Consider the following 17,527-nt stretch of genomic DNA (forward strand, 5'->3'; position numbering starts at 1 on the left):
ATCACACATAGCCCGGAAATTTATGCGCCAGTACTGGTGGAAAATACTGTGTATCCTTTTACTGCTCTACACATTCATTGCAGGTTTCTTAATTGATGTACCGGATATCGGTAATCTTAATCAAACCATACGCAATCTCTTTTTTCATGTACCTATGTGGTTTTCCCAGCTGGTACTTATTACGGTATCGTTGGTTTACTCTATCATGTACCTCCGTGATCCGAAGCCTAAATACGACCTGTATGCCTGGCAGTTTACCCAAACAGGTACCGTGCTCGGATGCCTTGGATTGCTCACCGGCATGATCTGGGCCAACTACACCTGGGGAACACCCTGGAACAATGATCCCAAGCAATTAGGCGTCGCTATCGCCTTATTGATCTACCTGGCCTACTTCGTACTACGTAATTCCATGACCGATCTTGATAAAAGAGGCCGTGTAGCAGCTGTTTATAACATATTTGCCTATTTTATCTATATCCCCATGATCCTGATCCTACCCCGTCTCGTAGAGTCGCTGCACCCCGGTGGCAAAGGCGTGGAAGGCAACCCCGGATTGAACGGGGGCGATCTGGATCCCACCATGCGCACAGTATTCTGGCCCGCAGTAGTAGGCTGGAGCCTCCTGGGTGTATGGATGACCACACTATACCTGCGTTGGAAAATATTGGAAGAGAAAAAACATCCCCTTTAATTATGCGCATGAAGAAATTACTGATAACCCTTTTTGTTCTGCTGCCAGCCTTATGGGCCAGTGCCCAGAACGATGGCGCCTCTGATCAAGCCACCGGTATGCGGTCTGAAGGAAAGATCTATGTAGTAGTGGCCGTAGCTGTCACCATCCTGTTGGGATTGATCATATACATGATCCGCCTCGACCGGAAGCTCACGAAGCTGGAGAAGGGAGCCTAAAACAGTAGGAAGCCCCACCGGTAAGCGGGCACAATTGTAGTAGCAAAGCTTCGTAATAAGTAGCAATCCCGTGACCCGGGATTTTTTTATAAACCAAAAATAGTTTTGGTTGTTCCCAATAATACGCAAGCCTCAATCGTTCAGCATTGCGACTGACAATTGCCTTTTGACGATTCAAGTGTTTAACGATTCACCATAAAAATTGCTTAATCATGTCAGAGTACAGTTTTTTTGGCGCGGTAGAAAAGAGTTTTGATAAAGCCGCGCAGTTTACCAAATGGGACCCGGGTGTCCTGGAGCAGATCAAACAATGTAATGCCGTATACCGGATGCACTTTCCGGTGAAGATCGGTGAGAAGATCGAAGTAATTAAAGCCTACCGGGTTCAGCACTCCCACCACAAGCTCCCTTGTAAAGGAGGTATCCGTTTTGCCATGAGCGTAAACCTCGATGAGGTAATGGCCCTGGCAGCGCTGATGACCTACAAGTGCGCCATCGTAAACGTTCCATTTGCAGGGGCTAAAGGTGGTATCACCATCGACCCCAAGAAATATACTCCTTATGAGCTGGAGAAGATAACACGCCGTTATACATCCGAGCTTATTAAGAAAAACTTTATCGGCCCCGGCATCGACGTACCCGCTCCCGACTACGGAACCGGCGAACGTGAGATGGCCTGGATCGTAGATACCTACGCCAGCATGCGTCCCGGCGAGATCGACGCGATGGGTTGCGTTACCGGCAAGCCCGTTACACAAGGTGGTGTACGTGGCCGTCGCGAAGCTACCGGCCTCGGTGTATTCTACGGCCTGCGCGAAGTGTTGAGCATGAAAGACCAGATGGATAAGCTGGGGCTCACTACCGGTGTTGAAGGCAAGCGCATCGTGGTACAAGGTCTGGGTAACGTGGGTTACCACAGCGCCAAGTTCTTCCAGGAAGCGGGCGCCAAGATCGTTGGTCTGGCAGAGTTTGAAGGCTCTATCTGGAACAACGATGGACTGGATGTAGACGCCGTATTTGAGCACCGCAAGAAAACAGGTTCGATCCTGAACTTTAAAGGCGCTCAAAATTTCGCCAAGAATACCGATGCACTGGAAATGGAGTGCGATGTGTTGATCCCTGCCGCTCTGGAGAATGTGATCAATGGCACCAATGCTCCTAACGTTAAAGCAAAGATCATTGGCGAAGCTGCCAACGGTCCTTTAACACCAGAGGCTGATGAAATATTCACCAAACGTGGTATACTGGTAGTGCCCGATATGTACCTGAATGCAGGCGGTGTTACCGTATCTTATTTCGAGTGGCTGAAAAACCTTAGCCACGTACGTTATGGCCGTATGGAGAAACGCTTCACCGAAAACCTCAACACCCATATCCTTGGACAAATCGAAGGGTTGACGGGCAAGAAGGTAGACAAGAAAGAGCGTGAATTCATTATGCATGGCCCTGATGAAGTAGACCTCGTACGCAGCGGTCTGGAAGAAACGATGATCACGGCTACCCGCGAGATCATGGATGCCTGGAAAGCCAATCCCCAGGTACCGGACATGCGCACTGCCGCCTACCTCGTTGCCATCAACAAAGTGGCTACCAGCTACGCCGAACTCGGTATATTCCCATAGGCCCTTGCCGGCCCTATTATAATATCTTGATCCCATTCGCGTTACAGCGGATGGGATTTTTAATTGCCGGAGCGGGAAAAAACATATAGATTTAGGTACACCATAAAACTGCTTAGCCAAATGGAAAAATCTAAACTTTACCCACAGGCGTACTTCCAGGCTGATAAGATAGAACAAGTACTCAGCAAACTGGTAAATGCACAGAAGAACGAACAACCAACTACCTTTTACTACCTCACCCGCGGCGATGAATCATGGCGCTTCGATAACGAAAAAGAATACTTCACCGAATACCGTAAAGACCACGACAACTCCTTCCTTAAAAGAACTCATGGGCAGCTGATCTTTAAGATCAGGTACGCTAAAAATAACTATACTGATATCACGGTACAGGCAGCCACCAGCCATGAGATAGACAGCATTTTCGATGTATTCGAAAAACTGTATCCCGGTTCAAAACAAAAACCCACTACTGTCACCACTATTTATACCGATACCAATACTATTCAATAGAGAGATCCATTAACATCCGCTTAGGATGGCCATGCAAGAGATAAGGTGTATATTCAGGATACCGATAATATATCAACCTTAACAAACTACAAGTATGGCAGATCAGGAAATTACCTCGCGCATGACGGAGGAAGAAGATCAATTAAAAAAGCTACAGGACATCGTTGCAGAGACCATCAAGGAAGAAGAACTGATCATCAACAACCTCCTGCACCCTCCTACCGATAACTTGCGGCCCAGCCAACGCATTGCCGATAAAGTGGCCCGCTTTGGCGGCAGCTGGAAGTTTATCATCTCCTTCCTCGTCATCCTGATTGTATGGATCATTTACAATCTCACCAGTCCCTCAAAAGATAGTTTTGATCCCTTTCCTTTTATCCTGCTCAACCTTGTTCTATCATGTGTAGCAGCCATCCAGGCGCCCGTTATTATGATGAGCCAGAACAGGCAGGAAGAGAAAGATCGCAAGCGGGCAGAGAATGACTACCTCGTGAACCTGAAAGCCGAGCTGGAGATCAGAAGTCTGCAACAAAAAGTAGACCTCCTGCAACAGCAGCAGATCAAAGCCTTGTACGACATGCAGGTGGAACAACTGGCACATTTGAAAAGAATATGCGACAAACTGAAGATAGAAGAAACATGAGATCCTTCAATCCGCTGGTGTAAATGCCAAAGAATATAACAGGAGCGTGTCAATAATCACTAATTTTACGGCTACAAGTGTAGCCTATGTACGATATCCGCCTTATTCCCAAAGACCAGCTTCACACGATTATCCCACTCCTCCGCATCCTGAATGATGCGATCGACGAAGCTACGCTGCAGGAACGCCTCGAAGACATGAAGCAACGCAATTACGAATGCGCCGGTGTTTATGACCAGGACCGGCTGATCGGCATTTGTGGTTTGTGGATATTGAATAAATACTATGTAGGCAAACACATCGAGCCCGACAATGTAATGATCCTGCCTGAATACCGCAACAAAGGAATAGGCGAAGAAATGATGGCCTGGGTATATGAATATGGCCGCTCACAAGGTTGCATTGCCTCCGAACTCAACTGCTATGTCGTCAACAACAATGGCATCCGGTTCTGGCTAAACCAGGGCTACAAGATCATAGGCTTTCACTGTCAAAAGAAATTACAATGAGCTTCGATACCTCCCATATCGCCTTACAACCTGTAGAAGTCACCTTCCTCGAAATGCATGAACAACCAGCCAACACGATCCCGGCGGCCTTTGCCATGCATTTTGAACTGCTCCCCAAACCGATTGATGTAAATGAGTACCGCAACTATTATTATGGCGTGGGCAAACAATGGTATTGGCTCGACCGGATGGTGATGGATGACCAATTGTTGCACGAAAAGATCAATGCCCCTAATGTTGATATTTACGTATTATATATCGAAGACCAGGTTGGCGGATTTGCAGAGTTTGTAAAGGAAAAGGATTATGTGGAAATACTCTACTTTGGCCTGTTGCCAGCCTTTATTGGCAAAGGTTACGGCAATTACTTCCTGCAAACAGTGATACAAACAGCCTGGAGTTACCAGCCGAAACATATTCAACTTAACACCTGCACCCTGGACCACCCCAATGCGATCAACGTCTATAAGAAAGCAGGCTTCAACGAAGTAAGAACAGCTACCGAAGAACGCAGAGTTATGATATAATGAATTACAAGTTGTCAGGCTGAGCTTGTCGAAGCCGCGTTAGAAAAACCCTTCGACAGGCTCAGGGTGACAAGTATTTTTAAGGCCTTACCTCCGCACTGTCTTCGCCAAACAGTATTTCTTTATACCTGTTGTACAGGTATGATACCAGCAGCAATATAGCACCCAGGGAAATGAAGGACACCGTTTTGGTGATGGTACCCGCTTCTGCCAGATCGTATACAAACAGTTTAAGAATGGTGGCAACAAACAATACAATGGCGGCCAGCCGGATATACTTCTTCTTTTTTCGTATGCCATAAACCACCAGCGCCAGGGCAAACAATCCCCACACGATGCTAAGCCCAACCCGGAATTGATCACTTGCACCGACAATAGTTGTCCAGTTCACATATTCATAACTCACCGTGCCCAACAAGGCAACATACACCATCAGCCACCATGACTTCTGCAACATAGTCTCTGTAACATAGCTCCGCACTACGCGTGTACCCATCACCAGTACCAGCGTCATGATGGCTATTACTACATAGCGGATCGCTACATGCCAAACACCTTTATCACCATCTTGAAAATATCCAATACTCAATTCATTGGCCGCCGGCATAGTGGCCATCAGCAGGTTGGCACATAATATCAATATACCGGTCAATGAAGCAGCTGCCAGCAAGCGGTTCCTGATCCATCGTTGATTGATAAACATCACCAACACCCCGTATACCGCTGCATAAAGAAAATTGACAGCAACATTGAATACCAGAAAATGCTTCTCCAGCCAGTTTATTTGCAAGTCACTGATCGTTTCGGTCAGTTCCAGGAAAGGAACAAAATAACTGGCAATAAGCAGGAACACAGGTACGATATAATCATAAAATGCATGAAACTGTGTACGCGCTGTAGCCGGCACGCTCCATTTCGGCCTTCTGTTGAGCCAAACGATGTATCCCAGGCACGCTGTCACCAATAGCCCTGTAAAGAAAGTAATATTAAAGAACGGCTTTTCTGAAGAACGGTAATAAGTACGGAGATTGTCTTCTATCATACTCACAAATGCCAGGATGGTCAACCCTGCCGCCAGTTGCTCATACGCCGGTACACCACGTGTGCGGCCAATGGAGAACAACAATACCGCCTCTGTTATCCACAACAACGTAACCCAGTTTCCATCCAATTGTACAGGCACTGCAATGGTGAGGAAAACCACCACCAGGCCGAGTATCATATAGTACAATGGTTTATCGGCCAACTTAAGCCGCCTCACCACTAAGCTCACGCCTAAATGAACAAGCGCATTGACTACCGTAAATAAGCCTGCCCAGTATTTCGTGGAGGCATAATCACTTAGCAAACCATAACCAAGGCCATAAAAAATAAAGGAATTGGAAAGCAACAGGAACACATCGCCGATATTGTATTGCTCTTTCCGGATGAGCTTGTAGGCCAGGAAAGTGGCGTAGAATAGAATAAAGTAAGCACAAAGAAAACCCAGCGCCAGGTTAAAGTGCTGGTTATTGTAATCGAGCACATACCATGCTGCATAAATAAGCCAGGTAGCTATATAAGCCACATAGAATAGCGATTTCCAATATTTGTAAAACGACAATACAAGAATGCCCGCATTGATGATGAGTATGTAGGTAAACAATACGGCGTATTGCCCTGAATTGTTACTCAGCAAAAAAGGAATGGCATAGGCGCCTACCTGCGCCAGGTGGGCAATGATGACCCTGTTGTATAGTATAGCCGCATATACGATAGCCGCTGTAAACAACAGCATCAGGCCAAAGGCTGCCATCTGCGGCAACATACTGTAAAAGCTCCAGGCTATATAAGTGATGAAGTATAATACACACAAGCCTCCTCCCATCAGTACAGCACTGTAATTTTCGTATTTCTTTTTCAGCTTCAGGGCGATACCTATCAATACCAGCCCACTCACATATCCATTGATAATACGCACTACCGGGCTCACCATATTGTGCTCGATGGCATACCGTGCGCCAATGAATATCCCTACAATCGTTACAAGAATACCCACTTTACTGGCGAGGTTCTTACCAATAAACTCTTCAAAAGAAGTCTTGCTTTTATTGCTGTGTGTACCAACAGGTGTAGCACCACGTTGGGATGCTGCACTTCCTTCATTGCCGGGTTTGCGCGAAGGGGCAGTAATGGTTTCTGTATACTCAATAACTTTTACGGGAACGGGGTCTTTAGCGCCGGTGAGATCGGGAGTAGAAGCAGCGGCTTGTTTCTTCAACGCATCCAGCTCATTCATCAGGGCCAGCAATTGTTTACCAAGGTGCGTTTGCTGAGCGGCCAGTTCACTGATCTGACGACTTAACTCATCAATTTTTTCTTGCAGTGTAGCCATAAAGGCATGATTGGTTATCTTAAAGAAACAACAAAAAGCGTTAAAAGAAATCTAATTCGCAAACATAGGCAGAGCCTCAATGAGTTGCAACTGCTGATTGTGCTTTTCAAATCCCGCACAATAGTGTCCGTTGGTAATGACCAGGAAGGGTACCGGAACGGCTATATTATAACGTAATACCTGTTGCAGCACGGTCTCATCAAGGTTTACTTCCATCGCTTTGCATTCCACCATCATCCAGGGTTGGTGTTGCCGGTTGTACACGAGCACGTCGAACCGCTTTTTCAGTTCTCCCAGTTTCAACTCCCGTTCTACGGCAATAAGCGAAGCAGGATACTGCATCACCTGCACCAGGTATTGCAGAAAGTTCTGCCGCACCCACTCCTCCGGGGTCAGGCGTATCCATACCTTGCGCAGCTCATCAAAGATGAGCTCTTTGCCTTCTTCTTCCCGGATGCGGAAAGGAAATGATGGATACTCGATGCGGATCATGTGCCAAAACTACGGTTTGCCAGGATATATTCATATATATCCGCTTGCCTCTCTTCACATTAATAAAATGTCTTGTTTGGGGAAAATAAGCGAAATTTAACCCTTATATGAAGACAAAAGAAGACATCGTTCAAAACTGGCTGCCCCGTTATACCGGAGAAGCGTTGGACAACTTTGGCAAGTACATCCTGCTGACCAACTTCAGCAACTATGTAAAGATGTTTGCCGAATGGAACAAAGTCCCTGTCATTGGTCTTGACCGTCCTATGCAATGCGCCACTGCCGAAAACATTACCATCATCAACTTTGGCATGGGTAGCCCCACTGCCGCTACCGTGATGGACCTGCTCACAGCCATCGATCCCGAAGCTGTATTATTTCTGGGCAAATGTGGAGGATTGAAAAAACGCAACAATATCGGAGATCTGATCCTGCCTATTGCGGCTATCCGTGGAGAAGGTACGTCCAACGATTACTTCCCACCCGAAGTACCGGCACTGCCTGCCTTCGCCCTTCAAAAAGCCGTATCTACCACCATACGTGATTATGGTGTGGATTACTGGACAGGCACTGTTTATACCACCAACCGCCGCGTATGGGAGCATGATGAGCAATTCAAGGAATACCTGCAACGCATTCGCAGCTACGCTATCGACATGGAAACAGCTACCATTTTCTCTGTAGGCTTTTACAATAAGATACCTACCGGCGCCCTGCTGCTGGTGAGCGATTCACCGATGATACCGGAAGGCGTAAAAACAGAAGAAAGTGACAAAGCTGTCACTGCTAATTACGTAGAGCGTCACCTGCGCATCGGCATCGATTCCTTAAAGCAACTGATCAATAACGGGCTTACCGTGCGGCATTTGAAGTTTTAGCACGCACTTCACCAATGATCACTCCAAAGCTGCCATCTGTTTGTATCCACTGTTTTTCGGGTAAATAGGTGCGGGACACAAAGCCGTCTAAATACAAAGCGTTGAGACAACCCTGTTGCCTGAAAAAGTCAGCAAAGTCATAGAAATTCATGGGCTCTTTCGTCATGGCAAATAGGAGTTTGTTGCCTGGCAACACACCAACGCCGTTGCGGATATTGACATTGATAGATCCGTTTTTAAACTCCGGGTGAATCGCACCATTGATCACCAACATCGGTCCCGACTGCGTGGCAAAGCTGATCTTTTTATCATATTTGAAATCCTGTGTGCGGCAAACGACTGCCTTCTTATCAGTAGTAATATAGAATACCCCGTTAGGTTTCATATAAAAATTACCATATCCCGACGACGTATTAAGTTTTGTTACCAGCCGTCCCTGTTGAATAAAAAGCCCCAGGGGCGTCCGGTCTTCCATATACATGCCACCGTTCATAGCAAAGACCAATGTCTGCTGCTTGCCGTTGAGGAATTGCCGCAGGCGCTCGATACTTCCCAGGATACTTCCTTTATCATCTTTCCAATACAACTGCAGGTCCTGTTTTTGAAGATCTACAATGTGACTAATTACCCTGTTACTGTCTTTGTTATTCTGTGCAAAAGACACACCTGCACTTAAGATAAGGAGTGTTGCAATGAGCATCCATGCCGGAAAATGTTTATATCGCATCGCGTGAAAACTTTTATTAGCGTAATTTACACCCCATGGCCATACCCTTGCTCCAAATAAATAATTTGCAGGTAGATTTCGTTACGGAGATCGGCACCACCACTGCTGTCAATAACATTTCCCTGGAAGTACAGCGTGGAGAAATAGTGGCCATCGTTGGCGAATCAGGTTCCGGTAAATCGGTTACCTCCCTGTCTATACTGCAACTGCATCCTACTCCACCGGCCAGGTATACCCAGGGCAATATCCTATTTTCGCCGGACGGCCAAACCTCCGTTAACCTGCTTACGCAAACACCCCAGCAACTACGGGCCATACGGGGCAACCAGATAGCCATGATCTTCCAGGAACCGATGACTTCCCTCAATCCTGTATTTACCTGTGGCGACCAGGTGATGGAAGCCATCCGGCTGCACCGGAAATTATCCAAAGAAGAAGCTTCGCGGAAAACCATTGAGCTGTTTGAGAAAGTAAAACTTCCCAACCCGGCACAACTATTCAACCGATACCCACACCAATTAAGTGGCGGACAAAAGCAGCGCGTCATGATCGCTATGGCCATGAGCTGTGAGCCCGATCTGCTGATCTGTGACGAGCCTACGACTGCGCTGGACGTAACAGTACAAAAAACTATTCTGCAACTCATCAAGTCTTTGCAACAAACAGAGCAGATGGGTGTGATCTTCATTACCCACGACCTGAGTGTGGTGGCAGAAGTGGCCGACAGAGCAGTAGTAATGTATAAAGGCAATATTGTAGAGCAAGGCCCTGTTGCCAACCTGTTCAGCAACCCACAACATCCCTATACCAAAGGCCTGCTGGCCTGCCGGCCGATACTCCATCCGAAAGGGAAACGGCTTCCGGTAGTGAGTGATTTTTTGGAGAACCAGGAAAACAGCGGTAAGAAGTCAGACTTCATACCTCCTACCTCAGACCTCAGACCTCCGCCTTCCACTCCCCTGCTTCGCGTAGAGCAGCTGAGCGTCTGGTTTCCTTCTAAGAAATCATTCCTGGGCAAGCCATTGGAATATACCAAAGCGGTCAACGATGTGAGCTTCGAGGTATACAAAGGAGAAACACTGGGCCTGGTAGGAGAATCAGGTTGCGGCAAAACTACTTTGGGCAGGACCATCCTGCGACTGATCGAACCTACCAGGGGAAAGATCATCTACGATGGCATCGACCTGACAGCCAAAAAGAGAGACGAACTGAAAGCACTCCGCAAAGACATACAGATCGTTTTCCAGGACCCCTACTCTTCTTTGAACCCACGCCTCACAATCGGCGACGCTATTGCAGAACCGCTTAAGGTCCATCGTCTGCTGCCTACAGATAAACAACGTAGGGACAAAGTGGTGGAATTACTGGAAAAGGTGAACCTTAATGCCGAACATTTTAACCGCTACCCCCACGAGTTTTCCGGTGGCCAGCGCCAACGCATTGTAATAGCAAGGGCTTTAGCATTGAATCCTTCTTTTATCGTGTGCGATGAATCGGTGTCTGCACTTGATGTAAGCGTGCAAGCCCAGGTATTGAACCTGCTGAATGACCTCAAAAAGGAATTTGGCTTCACCATCATCTTTATCTCCCACGACCTCTCTGTAGTGCGCTACATCAGCGACCGCATCATGGTGATGAACAAAGGTCAGATTGAAGAGATCGGCGAAGCAGAGCAGGTATACTTCCATCCACAGACGGCGTATACACAGCAATTAATAGCATCTATTCCGAAGGGCGTATTAAGTTAATCGCGGTACCTACGGCTCTTCACCATATCCGACATATATCCTTTGTACATCCTGATGTTGCGAGCCTGATAATAAGACCAGGCGCTTCTCCGTTTGGCAGTCAGCATCTCCTGCATCATTTTCTCTAACTGTTCTTTTACAGGCTTATCAGTCTCCAGCTTCTGCTCCTCACGGTCGGTAAAATCATCATTATCTATATCAATCTCCTCCATCTTCTCAGGCTGCATGCCTACCGTTGCCACATACCAGTTGGCGTCATCACGCATCCGTTTGTATTTATAGAAGTAGACCCAGCCTTTTTTCTTTTTATACGTCACTGGCAGCTTATCCAGGAACACGATCGTATCCAACTTTATATATCTGTCAGACTGATTGAGCAGCAAACTGCGGGTAATATCCAGCTGGTTTTTATATTGAGCCGGGAATTTATCAATCATCTTCAGCTCTTCCAGGTCTTCATACAGTTTACTCCGGTACTTGTCCAGCTTAGCATATTTCATAAACAGCGAATCGGGCACTGGCTGTTTATTATGGAGTAGCATAATGAAAGTATTGTACAGCAGCCGCCTGTCGCCTGTTTTCATCAGCTGCTCAAAAAAGCTCTGTACACCGGGATTCTTATCACGGAAAGGCAACAACAGTGCTGCATATTGCTCCAGGTCGTCATTGCCTTCATCCACTTCCTGCTCTTCATCGTCATCATCGAATCCAAGCAACAGCATAGACCTACGCTGATTCTTCTTCCCGGCCCGGTCTATCTTTTCCTTGTCTTCTGCAGCTACTTGCTTCTTTAGTAGCTGCTTGCCGTCGAGATATATCTTACTGAAGTATGATTCATAATCAGCCGCCTTCAGGTAGCCGCTGTCCACCATCTTCGTCAGCAGTTGCATGATCTGCTCTTCATAATCATCCACCACCATGAGTTGCAGTATATCCGGGAAGATGATTTTGGTGAGCGCCAGTGTATCGTACAGATAATACCAGCTGCCTCTATCCGCCTCTCTGCCACGGAAATACCCTCTTCCGGAAAAACCACTGAATGACATAGAGACGGAACGCCCTCCGTACCTATAAGAGCTGCTACTTTCTTCAACGATTGGCGGCTCCTGCAGCATCGCATTTTTAAAAGCAGTAAAAGAGACTTTAGTCTGTTGCCTGGCCAGCGCATTCAGAATAGCATGTTGCAGATCGGCCGTATCTTTTACCTTCCAATACAACCCCTGTAGCCAGCCAGTAACAGCTGTATCCTTCGACCTGCCGAGCCTGCCTATGAGGTATCGCTTAACGCGCAAATATTCGGTGACGTCCCAATTGAGGGCCTCGATGGTTTGTTTGATCCGCGGAACATCCGTGGAGTCATAGGTTACCAGCGAAATGGCGCCGGCAGCCCTTCGGGCAGTAACACTATCCTTACTAAACAGGTCCCGGAGAACCTGATCGGTTTTACGTACAAATACAGCATTGCCTTTCAATGTATCGGCCGGCGTAAAACTGGTGAAGAAGCTTTGCAGGAAAGGGCTGCGCTGATTCATAGTATCGGTAAGCGTAGCAAGGTTGAACAAATGTCCATCCTTATACAAGGTTTTCACCATCAACAACCGGCTGCTGCCAGTATCTGTATAGTGCTTTTCACGACACCGGAATCCATTGGGCAAGCTGTATTGCTTGTCGAAACGAACAATGAAAGTACTGTCGTCATCCCATACCTCTGTAAAGTTCTCCTTCCAGAATGCTGCACTGTCTTTCCAATAAGCATATTTAGACAGGGGATCATAAACAACCCGTATCTTTTCTCCGGTGGTATCGTTGCCAATGAGCATGAACTTTTTATCATTACCCCGGAATAGCTCTTCCTCACCAAGTTCCTCATAAGCCATCCGATAGATGTCATCCATATCTGTTATTTCTTCCTTCTTCTCTTCAGGAAACAAAGGTGATCGTACAGTGAAATGCAGGGAAGTATCCGTACGCAGCTTTGCTTCAGGATAAGAGAAAGGCTGAACGGCAAAGGATTCCATAAACCGGCGCACATTGGCATTCTCGTTTTTATAACGGGCTATTACCGCATAATACACCGGCCCACGAATGATGTACTTCACCGAACTATAACTGCCATCGTTGTGGCTGAACTTGCTTTCCAGGGCCGGGTAGCCATTCTGTAAAGTAAACTTCCTGCTCAGCTGTTTTTCAATGAAGGATGAATAACCATAGCTTTCATCCATCAACTTCAATTCAAAACTGTCTTCTTCTATGAAAGCATAATTGTGCAGGTCTACTTTCATAACCAGGTAGTAATTCCCATCCTGTTTATCCCAGGCACTGTACTCCAGCCTGTCGGTCCCTATGTTGTTATCGCGTAATAGAGCAGGCGTATGCGGCACCTGGATGCTGAAGCCACCGGTAGCAGGCTGCCAGGTGTGCCATCCGCCAGCACTGTATTCTTTCAACTGCACTGATTGGAAGAACTTAGTCGCCTCCGTACCCGAGTTGATGAATTCACCGTTACCACTCATCTTAAAGATGACCAGCTCAAAAGGAGTAATGAAGATATTGTACCGCTGGCAGTCGCCCCGGCGGGTACGGTTTACAATGTCATACCCTTTATACCCATTTTTCATGATGGGCGTTTTCTTCAATATTCTACCCGGCACATTTTCATACAGGAGGCTATCTACTTTCTTGTACACCGTTTCGGTGGAATGGCCCAAAGCCAGGCTGTTGGTCTTTACACGTGTCACCATGTAGTAGGCGCCGTTTACCATATCAGCATATTGCACGACGTCCATGCCATTCCAATCGGTAAACTGGTAAAACTTTTTGCCGGGGATATTCACTTTGTAAAAACCATCACCAGCTGTTTGCGTAACAAAGCGGTGCTCCATCCGCATCTTTTCGATGGCTTCTTTCTGGGTACTGTTGCGGTCATCCATCATGATGGGCCGCAGGGTATACCCCATTTGCCGCAGCATCTCGATAACGCCTCTTTTGCCGGGCAGGTGGGCAGCCCCCACACCTACAAACAGCGATTGCTTTTTTATGATGGAATCGATCGAGTTGGCCTGTATCTCATTGCGTTTATACAGAAACTTTTCCTGGAAGGCGTCGGAAGCTACCGTGAGCGCTTCCAGCGAATCCAGCAGATCAAGGTCGCCACGGCGGTAGGCCTCTTCCACCTTTTTAGGATTTGTCATCATGCCTTCCATGTCATAGCTCTTCCGCTTCCTGTTGCGGTCGCGGATCATATCCTTATAAGCTTCAACTACGAGCTTTTCACTTTCTTCGAAATTCTCTACGCCACTGAGCCGCTTGCCCAGTTTCTTACCCACCTGGAAGATGTACATATCCAGGAAAGTATCTTCCTCGAAATCATCAGTTCGGGTACCATACGTTCGATACAACATTCCATTGATCATGGAAGGTTCCACCGACAGGGCTGCCTTGATGGCCTCTTCGTAGCTATCGATGGCAAACGTGGTGATGCGCATATTGTCGGAGAGTAACTGACCTTCATCACGTGCGGAAAATCTATCGCTACCACGTCCCCTGGCGCCAAAGAAGGAGGAATTGCTGTAATCGTCCTGCCAGCTTTCGGGATTGGTTTCCAGGGCTACCACTTCCGCGCTCTTGATCGCGTTGTAGAAAGTGTCTCCAAGGTGAAAGGCCAGCTTATCGCTCACGTGCATAGTGCCAAACAGGTAGGAAGGCTTCTTCATCCCGTTGCCGGAGATCTCCCACAGGAGGCTGGGGTATTTCTTACTGGCATCCCTGATGGCTGGTTTGGCCGCAGAAGGCTGCTTGACGGGCGTTCGCCCACGTTGCTGTGCCGATAAAGACAGGGTAGAAATAGTGAACAGGACTGTGAGTGGCAGGACAAATTTTCTCATATACAAGGGAGGGTTTATGAAGGGCTTTACGAAGCAGCTGGACCGTACCCGAAGGCCGGGCCGCCCGCTTCCCGGGTCCCCTTTGGAAGATGCTAAAAACAGCCGAAATCATAAAATATTTGGTGTTTTTGTTTTCTTAAAACGAGCTGTAGCGCCCACTGTAGGCTTACGGGGCGCAAAACGAGGCCGTTGGGCCAGATTCTTTATTTTTTCATATCCTTATTATTTCCTACCTTCGCCCGCTTGAAATTTATGCCTGACATGCTATCAAACCTGGTGCCGTAAGACCTCGTTTGTCCGGAGCACTTCCCCCGATGTACCCGCTCTTACTACCGCTTGGTATCATGTGGCTACCTACCGTAATAAAATTGTTATAATTCACATGAAGCTATCACAGTTCAGGTTTGATTTACCGCTTAATCTTATTGCCCAACACCCTACGAAAAAACGTGAAGATGCCCGCCTGATGGTGGTGCACCGTAAGACCGGCCAGATCGAAAACAAGCACTTCCGCGATATCATGGATTATTTTGACGACAAGGATGTTTTCGTTGTCAACAATACCAAGGTATTCCCCGCCCGGATGTATGGACGCAAAGAGAAAACCGGTGCTAAAATTGAAGTATTCCTCTTAAGAGAATTGAATAAGCCTAACCGCCTTTGGGACGTGATCGTTGATCCCGCCCGTAAGATCCGTGTAGGTAATAAACTTTACTTCGGCGAGAACGATGAGCTGGTAGCCGAAGTAATCGATAATACCACTTCCCGTGGCCGTACCATCCGCTTCCTGTGGGATGGCACCGACGACGAGTTTCGTCAAATGCTGGAATTCCTGGGTGAAACACCCCTGCCTAAATATATCAAGCGCAAGCCCGAGGCTGAAGACAAAGAGCGTTTCCAAACGGTGTATGCCAAGCATGAAGGCGCTGTAGCAGCTCCCACTGCCGGTCTGCACTTCAGCATCGAGCTGATCAAAAGGCTGGAAATTAAAGGTATCCGCTTTGCAGAGGTAACTCTGCACACCGGCCTTGGCACCTTCCGCCCCATCGAGGTGGAAGACCTCAGCAAACACAAGATGGATGCTGAATACTATCGCATAGAAGATACTGCCTGCAAAATCGTGAACAAGGCGATCGAAGGCGGCCACCGTATCTGCTCCGTAGGTACTACTACCATGCGGGCGCTGGAATCTTCTTACACTGCTGAAAAGCTGTTGAAACCTTCCGAAGGCTGGACGAACATTTTCATCCACCCCCCGTACCAGTTCAACATTGCCGACGCACTGGTTACCAACCTGCACCTGCCCAAGACGAGCCTGCTGATCATGACCTGCGCTTTTGCCGGTTATGACCTGGCCATGGAAGCCTACAAAAAGGCTATCAAGGACAAGTACCGCTTCTTCAGCTATGGCGATGCCATGATCGTGATCTAAAAAGTCGATTGACGATTAATTAATACAGAAAGCCTCACTTAAGTGGGGCTTTTCTTTTGCCCCTCTTTTATATCCTGGCCCTGTGTATTACTTTCGCACTCGTTATGACCCATACCAACAAAATACGCATCCTGGAGACCATCCGGCAAGGCCAGATCGGTGGCGGGGAAAGTCATTTATTGAGCCTTGTAGAGAATCTGGACAAAAGCCGGTATGAGCCGGTGGTACTTTCTTTTACCGAAGGCCCGATGGTAGACAGGCTGAAGGAAATGGGCATTCAAACGGAAGTGATCTATACCGAAAAGCCATTCGATTTTAGCAAATGGAAACGGGTAAAGGCTTTTATTGAGGCTAATAATATTCAGCTGGTGCATGCCCACGGCACACGCGCCAACTCCAACGTATTCTGGGCTACCAAGAAGCTGAAACTGCCACTGGTATACACCATCCACGGCTGGTCATTCCACGACGACCAAAATCCCTTGGTCAAGAAGATCCGTGTGTTTGGCGAAAAGGTGCTCACCCGTAAATCAGATATCAATATCTCCGTGTCGGCCTCCAATCAACAGACCGGCAAGCAATATTTCAGTGGGTTCGAATCGGTAGTGGTGAACAATGGTATCAATCAAACCAAGTTCGATCCCAGCCGTTCCTTCAAAGACGTGCGTAGTGAATTGGGCATCCCTAAAGACGTTACACTGGTATTGTTTGTAGCCCGATTTATTCACCAGAAACAGCCCCTGAAGCTGATCAGCGCATTTGCACAGGCGGTGAAACAACTGCCTTCCCTGCGCTTATTAATGGTGGGTGATGGTGACCAAAAGGCGGAAGCCCTGGAAATGGTAAAGCAACTGGGCATCACCGACCAGGTGATCTTTGCTCCTTTCCGCCAGGATGTACCTGATGTACTCGCTGCCGCTGATATCTTCGTATTGCCTTCTTTATGGGAAGGATTGCCCATTGGATTGCTGGAAGCCATGGCCATGGGCAAAGCCATTATCGGCACCAAGGTAGATGGCACCTCAGAAGTCATCCGCCACGATGTAAATGGCTTACTGTTGCCCGTAGAAACACTGGACAGCACACTACCTCAAACGATTATTCAATTAACCGATCCTGTCCTGCGCGAACGCCTTGGCCGGGAAGCAAGAGCAACTATCAGCTCCACTTACAGTGCTTCTACCATGACAAGACAGATCGAGGGATTGTACGAGCAGTTGTTGAAGAAGTACGGGAAATAACGCCTTGAAAATATAAGACTACAAC

Annotated in this window: 15 protein-coding genes; 11 read left to right on the forward strand and 4 right to left on the reverse strand. The window is 47.5% G+C overall.

Features of this window, described 5'->3' with window-relative positions:
- The first annotated feature begins 22 nt into the window (after window positions 1-22).
- From ccsA to AC5JBY_RS26000, 7 genes are all read left to right on the forward strand, one after another.
- On the forward strand, window positions 23-694 hold the full coding sequence (gene ccsA / locus AC5JBY_RS25970) for a cytochrome c biogenesis protein CcsA (protein WP_495907585.1): 672 nt from the start codon (window positions 23-25) through the stop codon (window positions 692-694).
- 8 nt (window positions 695-702) lie between these two features.
- Complete coding sequence (locus AC5JBY_RS25975) at window positions 703-912, forward strand: CcmD family protein (protein ID WP_495907586.1); 210 nt, start codon at window positions 703-705, stop codon at window positions 910-912.
- A gap of 212 nt (window positions 913-1,124) precedes the next feature.
- Window positions 1,125-2,534, forward strand: a complete 1,410-nt coding sequence (locus AC5JBY_RS25980; protein WP_495907587.1) for a Glu/Leu/Phe/Val family dehydrogenase — start codon at window positions 1,125-1,127, stop codon at window positions 2,532-2,534.
- Between the two features lie 120 nt (window positions 2,535-2,654).
- Entirely contained in the window at window positions 2,655-3,047 is a 393-nt protein-coding gene (locus AC5JBY_RS25985; RefSeq protein ID WP_495907588.1) for a hypothetical protein, read from the forward strand.
- 94 nt (window positions 3,048-3,141) lie between these two features.
- On the forward strand, window positions 3,142-3,690 hold the full coding sequence (locus AC5JBY_RS25990) for a DUF1003 domain-containing protein (RefSeq protein WP_495907589.1): 549 nt from the start codon (window positions 3,142-3,144) through the stop codon (window positions 3,688-3,690).
- An 86-nt stretch (window positions 3,691-3,776) separates the two neighbouring features.
- Window positions 3,777-4,199, forward strand: a complete 423-nt coding sequence (locus AC5JBY_RS25995) for a GNAT family N-acetyltransferase (RefSeq protein WP_495907590.1) — start codon at window positions 3,777-3,779, stop codon at window positions 4,197-4,199.
- The gene (locus AC5JBY_RS26000; RefSeq protein WP_495907591.1) at window positions 4,196-4,726 is read left to right on the forward strand and encodes a GNAT family N-acetyltransferase; all 531 of its coding nucleotides are present in this window, start codon (window positions 4,196-4,198) and stop codon (window positions 4,724-4,726) included. The genes AC5JBY_RS25995 and AC5JBY_RS26000 overlap by 4 nt, the downstream gene beginning before the upstream one ends.
- A gap of 79 nt (window positions 4,727-4,805) precedes the next feature.
- Here AC5JBY_RS26000 and AC5JBY_RS26005 read toward each other — a convergent pair whose 3' ends face one another.
- A complete protein-coding gene (locus AC5JBY_RS26005; RefSeq protein WP_495907592.1) occupies window positions 4,806-7,100 on the reverse strand; it encodes a DUF2339 domain-containing protein in 2,295 nt (764 codons plus the stop codon).
- A 51-nt stretch (window positions 7,101-7,151) separates the two neighbouring features.
- Complete coding sequence (locus AC5JBY_RS26010; protein ID WP_495907593.1) at window positions 7,152-7,592, reverse strand: type I restriction enzyme HsdR N-terminal domain-containing protein; 441 nt, start codon at window positions 7,590-7,592, stop codon at window positions 7,152-7,154.
- 107 nt (window positions 7,593-7,699) lie between these two features.
- Here AC5JBY_RS26010 and AC5JBY_RS26015 point away from each other — a divergent pair, with 107 nt between their 5' ends.
- Complete coding sequence (locus tag AC5JBY_RS26015) at window positions 7,700-8,470, forward strand: AMP nucleosidase (RefSeq protein WP_495907594.1); 771 nt, start codon at window positions 7,700-7,702, stop codon at window positions 8,468-8,470.
- Here the strand turns inward: AC5JBY_RS26015 and AC5JBY_RS26020 are convergent.
- Window positions 8,445-9,197, reverse strand: coding sequence for a phosphodiester glycosidase family protein (locus AC5JBY_RS26020; RefSeq protein ID WP_495907595.1), 753 nt, complete (start codon window positions 9,195-9,197; stop codon window positions 8,445-8,447). The genes AC5JBY_RS26015 and AC5JBY_RS26020 overlap by 26 nt on opposite strands.
- Before the next feature lie 35 nt (window positions 9,198-9,232).
- Here AC5JBY_RS26020 and AC5JBY_RS26025 point away from each other — a divergent pair, with 35 nt between their 5' ends.
- Complete coding sequence (locus AC5JBY_RS26025) at window positions 9,233-10,945, forward strand: ABC transporter ATP-binding protein (RefSeq protein ID WP_495907596.1); 1,713 nt, start codon at window positions 9,233-9,235, stop codon at window positions 10,943-10,945.
- Here the strand turns inward: AC5JBY_RS26025 and AC5JBY_RS26030 are convergent.
- Window positions 10,942-14,829: a TraB/GumN family protein gene (locus AC5JBY_RS26030; protein ID WP_495907597.1), complete on the reverse strand. Its 3,888-nt coding sequence runs from the start codon at window positions 14,827-14,829 to the stop codon at window positions 10,942-10,944. The two genes, AC5JBY_RS26025 and AC5JBY_RS26030, sit on opposite strands and share 4 nt — an antisense overlap.
- Before the next feature lie 382 nt (window positions 14,830-15,211).
- On the opposite strand from AC5JBY_RS26030, the gene queA reads away from it, so the two are divergent.
- Both queA and AC5JBY_RS26040 read left to right on the forward strand, forming a co-directional pair.
- Window positions 15,212-16,261, forward strand: coding sequence for a tRNA preQ1(34) S-adenosylmethionine ribosyltransferase-isomerase QueA (gene queA / locus AC5JBY_RS26035; protein WP_495907598.1), 1,050 nt, complete (start codon window positions 15,212-15,214; stop codon window positions 16,259-16,261).
- 104 nt (window positions 16,262-16,365) lie between these two features.
- The gene (locus AC5JBY_RS26040; RefSeq protein ID WP_495907599.1) at window positions 16,366-17,502 is read left to right on the forward strand and encodes a glycosyltransferase family 4 protein; all 1,137 of its coding nucleotides are present in this window, start codon (window positions 16,366-16,368) and stop codon (window positions 17,500-17,502) included.
- Window positions 17,503-17,527: the final 25 nt, after the last annotated feature.

This window comes from Paraflavitalea sp., from assembly GCF_059502485.1.